We start from the raw sequence: 15,210 nt of genomic DNA on the forward strand, positions 1-15,210 counted from the left end.
GACGACCGGTCCGCCGGCGAGTGCCGGGACAGCGGCCGTCACCGGCACATCAATGGCGGAAGCGGCGGCCGCCGCAGCGATCATTGCCTCCTTGAGCACTGCGCGTTCCTTTCTCGTGGCGCCGCATGCTCTACTGCCTCATCAACCCGGTGCAGAAGAATTGGTTCCGCAGGTTCACCCGGTTGGCCCGCGTCCCGCCCCGGAAGGCCGGGAGGTCTTCAGTCCCGCTGCCGTTCCGCCTGTCCGATGGCCCGGGCGAGTCCGCGCACTGCCCCGTCCTCCGTGGCGCCGGACAATACACGGGCCCGGTCCGCGAGTTCGGCGAAGCCGGCCGGAGCGCCCGGGAGGCGGTCGTGGCGGTCGTCCCGCGAGCGGAGGGCGTCGGCGAACCAGGCCGCCACCGCGGTGACCTGGAAGCGGCTGGGGGCGGCGCGCAGGGAGCCGTGAAGGGCGCCGGCCTCCAGATCGCCGGTCTCCTCGTGCGGGGCGCGGGTCTCCGGGTCGAGCCAGCGCACGGTGGCGGTGGCGAGGTGGCCCTCGGCGCCGGGCTCGGTGCGCACGGCGTACAGGGCGGTGACGGTGTGTCCGGGGCCGACCTCGCCGCCGTCGACGCGGTCGTCGCGGAAGTCCTCGTCGGCGACGCGCCGGTTGTCATAGCCGACCAGGCGGAACTCCTCGACCGTCTCCGGGTCGAAGGCGACCTGGGCCTTGGCGTCGCGGGCGGCGAGGTCGACGTTGCGCGGGAGCTGCTCGGAGAAGACCTTGCGGGCCTCGTCGGAGTCGGACACGTAGACGGTGTGGCCGTCGCCCTCGTCGGCGAGGCGTTCCATCAGGGCGTCGCCGTAGTCGCTGCCCACGCCGACGCCGAAGAGCGTGATGCCGTGCTCGCGGCGTTCGCCGGCGATGCGCTCCAGGATGGCGTCCGCGTCGGTGTCGCCGGTGTTGGCGAGCGCGTCGGAGATGAGGACGACCCGGTTGGTGGCGCCCTCGCGCAGGCCTTCGGCGGCCGTCTCGTAGCCGGTCTCTACGCCGGCGCCGAGGTTGGTGGAGTCCTGGGTGTCCAGGTCGGAGACGGCGTCCTGGATCTCGTCGCGGTTGCCGTCGAGGCGGGTCATGGGCAGGACGGTCTTCGCCTCGTCGCTGAAGGTGACGAGCGCGACCGAGTCGTCGTCGCGCAGCCGGTCCGTCATCACCGAGAGGGACTCCTTGGCGAGGTCCAGGCGGCCCGGCTCGTCCATGGAACCCGAGACGTCGATGACGAAGGTGAGGGCGGCGGGCGGGCGTTCACCGGAGCGTTCCGTCGTGCGGGTGGCGAGGCCGACGCGGACCAGGGACCAGTCCTCGTCCTCGGTGCGGGCGCCGTCCACGGTGACCGAGAAGCCGTCGCCGTCCGGCCGGTCGTAGTCCTGGCGGAAGCTGTTGACGAACTCCTCGGGACGGACCGTCGACGGGTCGGGCAGCCGCCCGTCGGCGAGGGCGCGGCGGGCGTAGTCGTAGGAGGCGGTGTCGACGTCGAGGGCGAAGGTGGAGACGTGGTCGGGGTTTTCGCGGAGGTCGTCCCGCTCGCTGCTGCCGTCCTCGTCGCCGTGGGCGGGTGCGGGCTCGCCCGAGCCGTACTCGGGGCGGTCGGCGGCCTTGCCGCCCTCCCCGGTGCCGGCGCCCCCGCCGCACGCGGTGAGCAGCAGGCCGCTCACGGCCGTGAGGGCGAGCAGCGCTTGTCGTGTCCGGAACCGCTCCATCGTCCGTACCCCCTGCATCCGTTGGCGTCGGCTTCTTGCGACTGTGACGGCGCAGGGGGCCCGAACGTGCGGTACGGGGCGTTGCGGAAGCGTCTCGAAGCGGCCACGGGGGCGGCCCTTCGAGACCGGTGGGTGACCCTCCGTTGACCTGACGCCGGCCTAGGAGACGACGTCCTTGCGGGCGAAACCGCGGAAGGCCAGGGCGAACAGCACGAGTGCGTAGGTCACGGAGATCGACGTGCCCTGGATCATGTCCGACCATTCCAGCCGGGGCCGGACGGCGTCGAGCCAGGCGTACTGCCAGTGCGCGGGCAGGAAGTGGCGCCAGTCGCCGAGGGCCGTCACCTCGTCGAGGACGCTGCCGATGATGGTGAGGAACACCGCGCCGCCGACCGCGCCGAGCGGGGCGTCCGTCCGGGTCGACAGCCAGAACGCGAGGGCGGCGGTGACCAGTTGGGACACCATGATGTATGCGACGACGATCAGGATGCGCTGAGCCGCGGTGCCGGTGGACAGGCTGCCTCCGGTGGGCAGTTCGAGCGGGCCCCAGCCGTAGGCGGCCGTGCCGACGGCGAGGGCGACGACCGGGAGCAGGACCATCGCCGCCAGGCTCAGGGTGAGTCCGACGGCGAGCTTGGACCACAGCAGCCGGGCCCGGGGCACGGGGGCCGCGAGCAGATAGCGCAGGGACGACCAGCTCGCCTCGGAGGCGACCGTGTCGCCGCAGAACAGGGCGACGGGGATGACGAGCAGGAAGCCCGCGGCGGAGAAGAGGTTGACCGCGGCGAAGTTGGCCCCGGACGCGGTCGCCGTGTCCATGAGGTTGATGCGGTTGTTGTTGCCGCCCGGGTCGCCGCCGACCTGGAAGGCGATCAGCAGGATGATCGGCAGGGCGACCAGGACGCCGCCCATCACCATCGTGCGGCGCCGCTTCAGCTGCCGGGCCAGCTCGACGCGCAAGGGCAGGGTGCGGCCCGCGCGGTAGCCGGCGGCGACCTCGACGGGAGGCTCGGCGAGCTGGCTCATGCTTCGGCTCCGATCAGGGTGAGGAAGGCGTCCTCCAGGCGGCGGTGGGGGCCGACCGAGCGCACCGCCACGTCGAGCCGTACGAGGTCGGCGACCAGGCGCTGCGGGGTGCCGTCGGCGTCGAGCTGGATCAGGAGGCCCTCGTCGGCGCGCACGGCCGAGGCGACGCCGGGCAGGGCGGCGACCTTCTCCACGACGGGCTCGTCCACGGGCGTGGCCGTCCCGACCAGGAGGGTGTCGCCCGACCCGACGATGTCCTCGACGGGGCCCGCCTGGACGAGCTGCCCGTGGTCCATGACCACGAGGTGGGTGCAGGTCTGCTCGACCTCGGCGAGGAGGTGGCTGGAGACGATGACCGTGCGGCCGGCGGCGGCGTAGCGGATCATCACCTCGCGCATCTCGCGGATCTGGGGCGGGTCCAGGCCGTTGGTCGGCTCGTCGAGGATGAGCAGGTCCGGCAGGCCGAGCATGGCCTGGGCGATGGCGAGGCGCTGGCGCATGCCCTGGGAGTAGGTGCGCACCGCCCGGGCGAGCGCGTCGCCCAGGCCCGCGATCTCCAGGGCCTCCTCCATGTGTGCGTCCTCGGCCGGGCGGCCGGTGGCGCGCCAGTACAGCTCCAGGTTCTCGCGGCCGGACAGGTGCGGCAGGAAGCCGGCTCCCTCGACGAAGGCGCCGACCCGGGACAAGACCGGGGCTCCGGGGGCGATGGCGTGGCCGAAGACGCGGATCTCGCCGCCGTCGGGCTTGATCAGCCCCATCAGCATGCGCAGGGTGGTCGTCTTGCCCGCTCCGTTGGGGCCGAGCAGGCCGAGGACCTGGCCCTGCTCCACGCGGAAGGAGAGGTCCTTGACGGCGTACCGGTCGGTGGACTTCGCGTACCGCTTGGTCAGGTCCGTGATCTGGAGGGGGACTTCGGCCAGGGCCGGGTCCGGCGGGGCGGGGGCGGCCGTGCGGCGGCGGCCCGTGAGGATCAGCGCGAGCGCGATGCCCGCGCCGGCGAGCGGCAGCCACCACACCCAGGCGGGCAGTCCGTCCTGGGTGTCGCGCTGCCCGAGGGCCGAGGGGACCGTCAGATCGCCCTCGAGGGAGACGGTGTACGTGGCCGGGGCGGTCGGGGAGGCGTAACCGAGGTCGGTGGAGGCGAGGACCAGGCGGAGCCGGTGGCCGTCGTCGATCTCGTGGTCGATCGCCGGGAGCGTGACGGTGACGTCCTTGCCGGCCTTGGCGCCTTCGACCCTGAGGGGTGTGACGAGCTGGGAGGGCAGCACCTGCTGGGTGCCGCCGCCCGGGCCGACGTCGTAGAGCTTCGCGAAGAGGACGGCCTCGTCGCTGGTGGACTTCACGTGCACGGTGGCGGTGGGTGAGCCGGTGATCTGGAGGTCCTCGCGCATGGGGGCGGACTCGAACGCGGCGAACTGGCCGGGGAAGTCGAGGGAGACGCCGATGCCGAGCGTGGAGAGCTGACTGAGACCGCCGGAGCCGCCGAGGCCGGGCAGGGCGGAGACGCCGGGCGGGCTGGCGCCGGGCGGGTTGTCGAAGCTCTGCTCGCGGCCGGCCAGGGAGACGGAGCGCTGCTTGCTCTCCAGGCCGGGGTAGCGGTCCGAGGTCACTCCGGTCAGGCGGGGTTCACCGTCGCCGGAGCCCGTGCCGAGGGTGCGGGTGACGCGGAAGGCGGGGCCGGTGTCGGCGCCCTTGTCTTCCTTGAGGTAGCGGTCGAACCAGGACGTCACGCGGCCCTCGACCCGGCCGGTCTCCATGTCGCCGCCGTCGTGGCCGCCGGCGATCCAGTCGACGTCGACGGGGGCGCCGTTGGCCCGGATCGTCTTCGCGGCCCGGTCGGCCTGGCCGAGCGGGAAGAGGGAGTCGGTCTGGCCCTGCATCAGTAGGGTCGGGACCTTGATGTTCTTCCCGACGGCGGACGGCGAACGCTCCTGGAGCAGCCTGCGCGCCGCGGCGTCCGGCTTGCCCGACTCGGCGACCCGCTCGTACATCCGGCACAGCGCGGGCTCGAACTTCTCGCAGCCGCCCCCGGAATTGACGAAGATGCCGGCCCAGAGCTTCTTGAAGACACCGTTCGGGAAGAGGGCGTCGGCGAGGTTCCAGTACGTGATCGCCGGGGCGATGGCGTCGACGCGGTCGTCATGACCCGCGGTGAGCAGGGCGATCGCGCCGCCGTAGGAGGCGCCTGCCATGCCGACGCGGGGGTCGCCCTTCTTGTCGAGCTCGACCTGGGGCTGCTTCGCCAGCCAGTCGATGAGCTTCGAGACGTCGGCGACCTCGCCCTCGGGGTCGTTGAGGCCGATCTTCCCGTTGGACTTGCCGAAGCCGCGGGCCGACCAGGTCAGGACCGCGTAGCCGTCCCGGGCGAGGTCCTCGGCCTGCTGCCGTACGTCCTTCTTGCTGCCGCCGAAGCCGTGCCCGAGCAGGACGGCGGGGCGGCGGCGGTCTGTTCCGGAGGTGAAGAACGAGGTGTCGACGCGGACGCCGTCGCCGGTGGCCAGGAGGCGGTCTTCGCGGTGGACCGGGGGCGTCTCGTCGTTCGCGACGGCCGTCCACGTGCCCGCGCCCGCGAGGACGACGACGGCGGCCCCGGCGGCGAGGAGCCTCCGGGGCCTCCGCAGCAGCCCGTGGAGTCCGGGCAGTCGAAGATCCATGCGTCAACGGTACGGGGTGAAGCTGTCGAACAGTTGTCGACCGGAGGCCGAAGTGGGAGCCCTCCCAGGGGTGTACACGGAGTTCTCCGCGTACTGCGGGTGGTGTACGGGGAGCTCGGGAGGTGCCGGGATCTGCCGGGTGCGGGTGCGTCGTGGTGTTCGCGCGGTTCCCCGCGCCCCTCTTGAGCCTGTCCGTGGAAGAAGTGGGGCCGTCTGCGATGCGGACGGCCCCGGGACACTCGGTGTCAGTGGTTGCGCGGGAAGCCCAGGTCCACGCCCGCCGGGGCGTCGGCCGGGTCCGGCCAGCGGGTGGTGACGACCTTGCCGCGGGTGTAGAAGTGCGTGCCGTCGTTGCCGTAGATGTGGTGGTCGCCGAAGAGCGAGTCCTTCCAGCCGCCGAAGGAGTGGTAGCCGACGGGGACCGGGATCGGGACGTTCACGCCGACCATGCCGGCCTCGACCTCCAACTGGAAGCGGCGGGCCGCGCCGCCGTCCCGGGTGAAGATCGCGGTGCCGTTGCCGAACGGGGAGGCGTTGATCAGGTCCAGGGCCTCCTCGTAGGTCTCGGTGCGCAGCACGGTCAGCACCGGGCCGAAGATCTCGTCCTGGTAGGCCTTGGCGGACGTGGGCACCTTGTCGAGCAGCGAGATGCCGATCCAGTGGCCGTCCTCGAAGCCGTCGACGGTGAAGCCGGTGCCGTCCAGGACGACCTCGCAGCCCTCGGCCGCGGCGCCCTCGACGTAGGAGGCGACCTTGTCGCGGTGGACCCTGGTGATCAGCGGGCCCATCTCGGAGGCCGGGTCGTTGCCCGGGCCGATCTTGATCTTCTCGGCGCGCTCGCGGATCTTCTCCACCAGCTCGTCGCCGATCGAGCCGACGGCGACCACCGCGGAGATGGCCATGCAGCGCTCACCGGCGGAGCCGTAGGCGGCCGAGACGGCGGCGTCGGCGGCCGCGTCGAGGTCGGCGTCGGGCAGGACCAGCATGTGGTTCTTGGCGCCGCCGAGCGCCTGGACGCGCTTGCCGTTCGCGGAGGCCGTGGTGTGGATGTAGCGGGCGATCGGGGTGGAGCCGACGAAGGAGACGGCCTTGACGTCCGGGTGCTCCAGCAGGCGGTCGACGGCCACCTTGTCGCCGTGGACGACGTTGAAGACGCCGTCGGGCAGGCCCGCCTCGGCGAGCAGCTCGGCGATCTTGATGGAGGCCGAGGGGTCCTTCTCGGACGGCTTCAGCACGAAGGTGTTGCCGCACGCGATGGCGATGGGGAACATCCACATCGGCACCATCGCCGGGAAGTTGAACGGGGTGATGCCCGCGACGACGCCCAGCGGCTGGCGGATCGAGGAGACGTCGACGCGGCTGGCGACCTGCGTGGACAGCTCGCCCTTCAGCTGCACGCTGATGCCGCAGGCCAGGTCGACGATCTCCAGGCCGCGGGCGACCTCACCGAGGGCGTCGGAGTGGACCTTGCCGTGCTCGGCGGTGATCAGCTCGGCGATCGCGTCCCGGTTGGCGTCCAGCAGGGCGCGGAACGTGAACAGGATCGAGGTGCGCTGGGCCAGCGAGGACTGGCCCCAGCTCAGGTAGGCGTCCTTCGCGGCGGCGACCGCCGCGTCCACCTCGTCGACCGAGGCGAACGCGACCTTCGTCGTCACCTCGCCGGTCGCCGGATCGGTCACCGGCCCGTGCGTGCCCGAGGCGCCTTCGACGGTCTTGCCGCCGATCCAGTGGTTGACGATCTTCGTCATGGCCGGGAACTCCTTCACAGATGGCGGCGTCGGGTGGAGACGTGCCGTTCGTACAGCTCACGTGCCTTGACCGCGGACGGCCGTGTCGCGGTCTCGGCCACGGGTACATCCCACCAGGCCTGGGCGGGAGGCGCGCCCGACACTGTGTCTGCCGTTTGGGTCTCGACGTAGACACATGTGGGAGTGTCGGCGGCCCGGGCCTCGGCGAGGGCCTCGCGCAGGTCCCGGACGGTCTTCGCGCGCAGGACACGCATGCCGAGGCTGGCCGCGTTGGCGGCGAGGTCGACGGGCAGCGGCGCCCCGGTGTACGAGCCGTCCTCGGCCGGGAAACGGTAGGCGGTGCCGAACCGCTCGCCGCCGACCGACTCGGACAGGCCGCCGATGGAGGCGTAGCCGTGGTTCTGGACGATCAGGACCTTGATCGCGATGCCCTCCTGCACGGCCGTCACGATCTCCGTGGGCATCATCAGGTACGTGCCGTCGCCGACCAGCGCCCACACGGGCCGGTCCGGGGCGGCCATCTTGACGCCGATGGCGGCCGGTATCTCATAGCCCATGCAGGAGTAGCCGTACTCCAGGTGGTACTGGTCGCGTGACCGGGTCCGCCACAGTTTGTGCAGATCGCCGGGGAGGGAACCGGCGGCGTTGATCAGGATGTCCGACGCGTCGGCGATCTCGTCCAGGGCGCCGAGGACCTGGGGCTGGGTCGGGCGGGTGTCGGGTTCGTCCACCTCGTAGCAGGCGTCGACCCGCTGTTCCCAGCGCTCCTTGTCCTCGGTGTACTCGGTGGCGTACGTACCGGCGACCCGGTACGCGTGCAGCCGGAGGGCGCCCGTGAGCTCCTGCAGGCCGCTGCGGGCGTCCGCGACCAACGGCTGCCCGGCGAGCTTGTGGCCGTCGAAGGGCGCGATGTTGAGGTTGAGGAAGCGGACGTCCGGGTTGCCGAACAGCGTGCCGGAGGCGGTGGTGAAGTCGGTGTAGCGGGTGCCGACGCCGATCACCAGGTCGGCGGTGCGGGCGAGCTCGTCCGCGGTGGCGGTGCCGGTGTGGCCGACGCCGCCGACGTCCTGGGGGTGGTCGTGGCGCAGTGAACCCTTGCCCGCCTGGGTGGAGGCGACCGGGATGCCGGTCACCCCGGCGAACTCGGCGAGGGCCTCCTCGGCACGGCTGTGGTGGACGCCGCCGCCCGCGATGACCAGGGGCCTCTTCGCTGAGCGGATGATCCCCACCGCCTCGGCCAGTTCCGCCGGGTCGGCGCCGGGACGCCGTACGGTCCAGACGCGCTCGGCGAAGAACTCCTCCGGCCAGTCGTACGCCTCGGCCTGCACGTCCTGCGGCAGGGCGAGGGTGACGGCGCCGGTCTCGACCGGGTCGGTGAGCACGCGCATCGCGTTCAGCGCCGACGGGACCAGGGCCTCGGGCCGGGTGATCCGGTCGAAGTACCGGGAGACCGGGCGCAGGCAGTCGTTGACCGACACGTCGCCCGCGTACGGCACCTCCAGTTGCTGCAGGACCGGGTCGGCGGGCCGGGTCGCGAAGATGTCGCCGGGCAGGAGCAGCACCGGCAGGTGGTTGACGGTCGCGAGGGCGGCGCCGGTGACGAGGTTGGTGGCGCCCGGGCCGATGGAGGTCGTCACCGCGTGGGTGGACAGGCGGTTCGACTGCCGGGCGTAGCCGACCGCCGCGTGCACCATGGCCTGTTCGTTGCGGCCCTGGTGGTACGGCATCTCCCCGGCGTGCTCGAGGAGGGCCTGGCCGATCCCGGCGACGTTGCCGTGGCCGAAGATGCCCCAGGTGGCGCCGATGAGCCGCTGCCGGACGCCGTCGCGTTCGGTGTACTGGGCCGACAGGAAGCGCACGAGCGCCTGTGCGACCGTCAGTCTCGTCGTCGAGGTCATCGGTGTCCCTCCCGCCGGGTGGTCACGGATACGCGACGGCCGCACCGGGCGTTCACCGGGCGAGGCGGCGTGCGTCTCGCTGGGGAGACCTCCGGCGCGGGGCCGTAGCGGGCGGGGAGTTGTCGCTCGCTCTTCGCTCCTGCCAAAGCAAAGCGGCTTCCCGCGCCGGAGGCGATCTGGACCCGGGACCTGCCCGGGAGGGGGAACGCTCGGTCTTCTGTGCTGTCGCCCGTGGTGAAGGTGGGGGTGGTCATGACGCGGCCCTCACAGCAGTCCGACGGCGGTGTCCACGGCGGCGGCCACATCGCCGTCGGCCGGATACAGCAGCGAGCGGCCGACCACCAGCCCGCGCACGGTGGGCAGTCGCAGGGCGCCGCGCCACTTCTCGTACGCCCCGGCCTGCTCCTCGGCGGAGCCCCCGACCTCGCCGCCGAGCAGGACGGCGGGCAGGGTGGAGGTCGCCATGACCTCGGCCATGTCGTCGGGGTTCTCGGTGACCGGCACCTTCAGCCAGGTGTAGGCGGACGTGCCGCCCAGGCCCGAGGCGATGGCGATGGACTTGGTGACGGCCTCGGCGGAGAGGTCGTTGCGCAGCCGGCCCTGCTCGTCGCGGTGGCTGAGGAACGGCTCGACGAAGACGGGGAGCCGACGCGCGGCCATGTCGTCGATCGCGCGGGCGGTGGACTCCATCGTGGTGAGGGAGCCCGGGTCGTCGTAGTCGATGCGCAGGAGCAGCTTGCCGGCGTCGAAGCCGAGGCGCTCGATGTCCTCGGGGCGGTGGCCGGTGAAGCGGTCGTCGAGTTCGAAGCGCGCTCCCTGGAGGCCGCCGCGGTTCATCGAGCCGAGGACGACCTTGCCGTCGAGGGCGCCGAGCAGGAGCAGGTCGTCGAGGATGTCGGCGGTGGCGAGGACGCCGTCGACGCCCGGCCGGGAGAGGGCCAGGCAGAGGCGTTCGAGGAGGTCGGCGCGGTTGGCCATGGCCAGGCTGCGGCCGCCGACGCCGAGGGCACCGCGGGCGGGGTGGTCGGCCGCGACGATCATCAAACGGCCGCTGGTGTTAAGCAGCGGCCGGCGGGTGCGGCGGGCGGCGGCCTCGGCGATCGCCTCGGGGCGGTGGCTGCGCAGGTTGACGAGCTCGGAGATGTCGACGGTCATCGGACGGCCCCCGCGGTGACGGCCGCCTCGATCTCGTCCGGAGTGGGCATCGCGGAGGAGCACTCCAGGCGGGAGGCGACGATGGCCCCGGCGGCGTTGGCGTGCCGCATGGTCTTCTCCAGGTCCCACCCGGCCAGCAGGCCGTGGACGAGGGAGCCGCCGAAGGCGTCGCCGGCGCCGAGGCCGTTGAGGACGTTCACCGGCAGCGGCGGGACCTCGGCGCTCTCACCCTCGCGGTTCACGGCGAGGACGCCCTTGGGGCCCTGCTTGACGACGGCGAGTTCGACGCCCGCGTCAAGGAGCGCACGGGCGGCGGCGTGGGGTTCGCGCACGCCTGTGGCCACCTCCACCTCGTCGAGGTTGCCGACAGCGACGGTGGTGTGCCGCAGGGCCTCCGCGTAGAAGGGGCGGGCCGTATCGGGGTCGGCCCAGAACATCGGGCGCCAGTCGAGGTCGAAGACCGTCGTGCCGGACTTGGCGCGGTGGGCGAGGGCCGCGAGGGTCGCCGTACGGCTGGGCTCCTCGCTCAAACCCGTGCCCGTGACCCAGAAGACCCGGGCGTCACGGACGGCGTCGAGGTCGAGTTCGTGGGCGTCGATCTCCAGGTCGGGGGCCTTGGGGCGGCGGTAGAAGTACAGCGGGAAGTCGTCCGGCGGGAAGACCTCGCAGAAGGTGACCGGGGTAGGCAGGCCGGGGACCGGGGTGACCCAGCGGTCGTCCACGCCGAAGTCCCGCAGGGCCTGGTGGAGATAGGTGCCGAAGGGGTCGTCGCCGGTGCGGGTGATCACCGCCGTCCGCAGTCCCAGACGGGCCGCCGCGACCGCGACGTTGCTCGCCGAACCGCCGAGGAACTTGCCGAAGGACGTGACCTGCGGCAGTGGGACGCCGGTCTGCAGCGGATACAGATCCACTCCGATCCGCCCCATGGTGATCAGGTCGTACGTCATCGGTGTCCCCTAGATGCTCGGCTCTCCCCGGCTTTGTAGCCCCCCTCTCGACACCCTGTCAATGTTTTGTCCAGACATTCGGACCAGATCATGACAGCGCTTTCTCCATGCGGCGCCCCGTCCGCACCCTGCCGGGTGAAGCGTCAAGGCGCCCCGCCGCCGCACGGGCGCGCGTCTTTGCCCCGGCTGTGTCACAAACGCCCCTCCCCTGTCACACATGTCGCGTGTACGCGGGTCTTCCGTCACACCCCGCGCACAGGCCCTGCCCGGTCTCACTGGGCGTCGTTGACCGGACACAGGCTTGTTGATCGCCAGCGCAGCGCCCGGCTCCCCCGGACGGCCGTCCACGGCCGCCGCCGTGGTGCGCGCGGGGAGGTGCACGTCATGACCGACCGAAGACTCTGGTCCTACAAGGAGATCGCCGCGCACATCCGGGTGCAGCCGGACACCGTGCGGTCCTATCGAAAACACGGGCTGCTGCCCCCGCCGGACCATGTCGAGGGCGGCAAGCCCTACTGGTACGCCGACACGGTCCGGGCCTGGGTCGCCTCCAGGCCCGGCAACCGCGGCCGAAGAACCGACTGACCCGATCCCTGCGCCCCGTGCCCCACCGTCGCGTGGGGCACGGTCGCCCGCCGGGGCGTCAGCTCCGCGTCAGCTCCACGGCTCGATGACCGTCGCTCCCGCTCCCGGTGCCGTCCCCATCGCCGCCAGCGCGGACGGCACCTCCTCCAGCCCGATCGTCGACGTCACCAGCAGGTCGGGGCGCAGCACGCCGCTGCGAACCAGCTCCAGCATCGGCGGGTAGCTGTGCGCGGCCATGCCGTGGCTGCCGAGCAGTTCGAGCTCCAGGGCGATCGCGCGGGCCATCGGCACGGGTGTCGTGCCGTCCGGCGAGGGCAGCAGGCCGACCTGGACATGCCGGCCGCGTCGGCGCAGGCCGTTCACGGAGGCGGCGCACGTGCCGGGTGAGCCGAGGGCGTCGAGGGAGAGGTGGGCGCCGCCGCCGGTGAGGTCCCGGACGGCCGCCGCGGTGTCCGGCACGGACGTGGCATCCAGGCACTGTGCGGCCCCGAACGTCCGGGCCAGGTCCAGGGCCTGGGCCGACACGTCGACGGCCACCACCCGTGCGCCCGACGCCGCCGCGATCATCACCGCGGAGAGTCCGACCCCGCCGCAGCCGTGCACCGCGACCCACTCCCCCGCCCGCAACCGGCCCTGCTGCACCACCGCCCGGTACGCCGTGGCGAACCGGCAGCCGAGCGAGGCCGCCGTCGCGAAGGACAGCTCCCCGGGCAGCGCCACGAGGTTCACATCGGCGTGGTCCAGCGCCACGTACTGGGCAAAGGATCCCCAGTGGGTGAAGCCCGGCTGGGTCTGGTGCTCGCACACCTGGTGGTCGCCCGCCACGCAGGACGGGCAGGTGCCGCAGGCGCAGATGAACGGCACGGTGACCCGGTCGCCGGGCCGCCATCCGGTCACCCGGGCGCCCACGGCCTCGACCACCCCGGCCAGTTCGTGCCCGGGCACGTGCGGCAGGACGATGTCCGGGTCGTGCCCCTGCCAGCCGTGCCAGTCGCTGCGGCACAGCCCGGTGGCCCCGACCCGTACGACGACCCCGTGCTCCGCGGGCTCCGGGTCCGCGACCTCCCGTACCTCGGCCGTCTCCCCGTACCGCTCGAACACCACGGCCCGCATGGACCCACCCCGCCTTCCGTTCGTGTCCGGGACCGCCCATCGCCCTTGCGCGCCGGCCGGTCGCGCCCCGGTCGCCGGCGCCCCGGTCGGTCGCGCCTCGGGGGAACGCTAGCCCCGGGCCCCGGCCTTGTCCCGGGCCGGTTCCGCCTCCCCCGCCGGTGCCGTCTCCTCCCCCTCGGTCAGGCCGAACCGTGCGTGGAAGCGGCGCAGGGGGCCCGGGGCCCACCAGGTGGCGCGGCCCGTGAGGCGCATGACCGCGGGGACCAGGAGGCTGCGGACGATCATCGCGTCCATCAGGACCGCCAGGGCGATGCCCAGGCCGAGCATCTTGGTGTTGGTCACCCGGGAGGTGCCTATCGCGACCATGACCACGGCCAGGATGACGGCCGCCGCCGAGATCAGCCCGCCGGTGCGCTGGAGGCCGCGGCGGACGGCCTGGTCGTGGTCGCCGGTGTGGTCGTACTCCTCCTTGATGCGGGAGAGCAGGAACACTCCGTAGTCCATGGACAGGCCGAAGGCCACGCAGAACATCAGGACCGGCAGGGTCGTCTCGATGGATCCGGGGCTGGTGAAGCCGAGCAGGCCGGAGAGGTGGCCGTCCTGGAAGACCCAGACGACCGCGCCGAACATGGCCGTCAGGCTGAGCGCGTTCAGCACGACCGCCTGGACCGGGATCAGCACGCTGCCCGTGAGGAGGAAGACCAGGAGCAGGGTGACGATCGTGATGAAGACGGCTGCGAGGGGCAGGCGTTCCCCTATGGCGTCCTTGGAGTCGACCAGGACGGCCGCCGTACCCGTCACCTTGGTGTCGAAGGGGGCCCGGGTCTCGCGCAGTTCGCCGACGAGACGCTGGGCCGGATCGCCGACCGCCTCGCCCTTCGGCAGCACCGTGAAGAACGCGGATTCGCCCTTCACCAGTGGCCCGTCCACCCTCGCGACATCGGGGAGCCGGGCGATTCGCTCCTTGTAGGCGCCGTACTGCGCCTCGGTGGCGCGGCCCTCGGCCAGCACTTCGAGACCGCCGCCGGGGCTGCCCGGGAAGCCCTCCCGGATGTGCTGCTGCACGACGTGGGACTCGGAGGCCGAGGGGAGCTGGCGGTCGTCCGCGGTGCCGAACCTCACGCCCAGGAAGGGCAGTCCGAGCAGGACGAGAACGGCCGTGGTGCCCAGCGCGAAGAACGGGGCTCGGCGCATGACGAGGGCCGCCGTGCGCGCCCACGCCCTGCCCTCCTCCCCGGCCGGCCTCGGCCGGTGGCCTCGCCGGAACACGCGGCGCAGATCCCAGGAGTCGACCCGGTGCCCGAGCAGCACCAGCGCGGCCGGGAGCAGGATCAGCGCGGCCGCCGCGGCCAGCAGGACGACGGCGATCCCGGCGTAGGCGAACGACCGCAGGAAGTACTGCGGGAAGACCAGCATCGCGGCCAGGGACACCGCGACGGTGAGGGCGGAGAACAGCACGGTGCGGCCTGCTGTACGCAGGGTCGTGCCGATCGCCGTCACGGGTTCGGCGCCCGTCGCCAGTTCTTCGCGGAAGCGGCGGACGATGAACAGGGCGTAGTCGACGGCGAGGCCGAGTCCGAGTGCCGTGGTGAGGTTGATCGCGAACACGGACACGTCGGTGAGTTCGGTGAGGGCGCGCAGGATCGCGTTGGTCCCGAGGATGGCGGCGATGCCGATGCCGAGCGGCAGCAGGGCCGCGACGGCGCTGCCGAAGACCATCACCAGCAGGACGAGCGTCACCGGCAGGGCGATGAGCTCGGCCCTGGTCAGGTCCTCCTGGATGATCGTCTGCATCTCGTGCCGCACGGCGACCGGTCCGCCGACCGTGACCTCCGCCGGGCCGTGCACGCCACGGTAGTGGGGCGCGATGCGCTCCAGGGTCTCGCCGGCGGTCTTCTCGTCACCGGTGATGCGGGCGGCGATCAGTGCCTCGTGACCGTTCTCCGAACGCAGGGCCGGGGCGCCGGACTGCCAGTAGGAGCCGATGCCGGTGACGCCTCGCTCGCTCGCCAGCCGCTCGGTGAGCCGCTCGGCCTCGGCGGCGACGGCCGGGTCGTCGACCGAGGCTCCGCCCGCGTCGAGCAGGAGCAGGAAGTTGGGCTGCGAGCCGGGGAACTCGCGCTCCAGGGCCTTGGTCGCGTACGTGGACTCGGCGGCCGGGTCCTCCCAGCCCCCGGCGCCGAGCCGGTCGGCGACGCCGCTGCCGGCCAGGACCGCGAGCGCGGTGAGCACGAGCGCCACCAGCAGCGACAGTCTGGGCCGGGCGGTGACGAAACGGGTCCAGCCCCCGACGCGCGGTGGTGTGTTGACTTCGGTCATCGTGCGGTGTCCCCTTCACCGTGACC

10 protein-coding genes and 1 pseudogene are annotated in these 15,210 nt (G+C 72.5%); 1 reads left to right on the forward strand and 10 read right to left on the reverse strand.

Going from position 1 to position 15,210, the window contains the following annotated elements:
• Nucleotides 1–218: 218 nt before the first annotated feature.
• The 8 genes and pseudogenes from ABTX60_RS26035 to iolC all read right to left on the reverse strand — a co-directional run bounded on the left by ABTX60_RS26035 (nucleotide 219) and on the right by iolC (nucleotide 11,167).
• Nucleotides 219–1,739 (reverse strand): vWA domain-containing protein, encoded by a 1,521-nt coding sequence (locus ABTX60_RS26035; protein ID WP_352099414.1) that lies wholly within the window; start codon nucleotides 1,737–1,739, stop codon nucleotides 219–221.
• A 159-nt stretch (nucleotides 1,740–1,898) separates the two neighbouring features.
• A complete protein-coding gene (locus ABTX60_RS26040) occupies nucleotides 1,899–2,765 on the reverse strand; it encodes an ABC transporter permease (protein WP_352099415.1) in 867 nt (288 codons plus the stop codon).
• On the reverse strand, nucleotides 2,762–5,419 hold the full coding sequence (locus ABTX60_RS26045; RefSeq protein WP_352099416.1) for a CocE/NonD family hydrolase: 2,658 nt from the start codon (nucleotides 5,417–5,419) through the stop codon (nucleotides 2,762–2,764). Before ABTX60_RS26045 ends, ABTX60_RS26040 begins: the two co-directional genes overlap by 4 nt.
• 245 nt (nucleotides 5,420–5,664) lie before the next feature.
• Complete coding sequence (gene mmsA, locus ABTX60_RS26050) at nucleotides 5,665–7,167, reverse strand: CoA-acylating methylmalonate-semialdehyde dehydrogenase (RefSeq protein ID WP_352099417.1); 1,503 nt, start codon at nucleotides 7,165–7,167, stop codon at nucleotides 5,665–5,667.
• A gap of 14 nt (nucleotides 7,168–7,181) precedes the next feature.
• Nucleotides 7,182–9,065, reverse strand: coding sequence for a 3D-(3,5/4)-trihydroxycyclohexane-1,2-dione acylhydrolase (decyclizing) (iolD, locus tag ABTX60_RS26055; protein WP_352099418.1), 1,884 nt, complete (start codon nucleotides 9,063–9,065; stop codon nucleotides 7,182–7,184).
• A 29-nt stretch (nucleotides 9,066–9,094) separates the two neighbouring features.
• Nucleotides 9,095–9,265, reverse strand: a pseudogene (locus ABTX60_RS43265) (5-deoxy-glucuronate isomerase); the annotation flags it as partial.
• 64 nt (nucleotides 9,266–9,329) lie between these two features.
• Nucleotides 9,330–10,220 (reverse strand): Cgl0159 family (beta/alpha)8-fold protein, encoded by an 891-nt coding sequence (locus ABTX60_RS26060; RefSeq protein WP_352099419.1) that lies wholly within the window; start codon nucleotides 10,218–10,220, stop codon nucleotides 9,330–9,332.
• On the reverse strand, nucleotides 10,217–11,167 hold the full coding sequence (gene iolC / locus ABTX60_RS26065; protein WP_352099420.1) for a 5-dehydro-2-deoxygluconokinase: 951 nt from the start codon (nucleotides 11,165–11,167) through the stop codon (nucleotides 10,217–10,219). Before iolC ends, ABTX60_RS26060 begins: the two co-directional genes overlap by 4 nt.
• Before the next feature lie 384 nt (nucleotides 11,168–11,551).
• On the opposite strand from iolC, the gene ABTX60_RS26070 reads away from it, so the two are divergent.
• Nucleotides 11,552–11,752, forward strand: a complete 201-nt coding sequence (locus ABTX60_RS26070) for a helix-turn-helix transcriptional regulator (protein WP_104779857.1) — start codon at nucleotides 11,552–11,554, stop codon at nucleotides 11,750–11,752.
• 69 nt (nucleotides 11,753–11,821) lie between these two features.
• Here the strand turns inward: ABTX60_RS26070 and ABTX60_RS26075 are convergent, their stop codons facing one another.
• Together ABTX60_RS26075 and ABTX60_RS26080 are read right to left on the reverse strand one after the other, a co-directional pair.
• Entirely contained in the window at nucleotides 11,822–12,865 is a 1,044-nt protein-coding gene (locus tag ABTX60_RS26075; protein WP_352099421.1) for a zinc-dependent alcohol dehydrogenase family protein, read from the reverse strand.
• A gap of 108 nt (nucleotides 12,866–12,973) precedes the next feature.
• Nucleotides 12,974–15,184: an MMPL family transporter gene (locus ABTX60_RS26080; RefSeq protein WP_352099422.1), complete on the reverse strand. Its 2,211-nt coding sequence runs from the start codon at nucleotides 15,182–15,184 to the stop codon at nucleotides 12,974–12,976.
• Nucleotides 15,185–15,210 lie beyond the last annotated feature (26 nt).

The sequence above is a fragment of the Streptomyces sp. NPDC126510 genome, assembly GCF_040302345.1.
GTDB lineage: Bacteria > Actinomycetota > Actinomycetes > Streptomycetales > Streptomycetaceae > Streptomyces.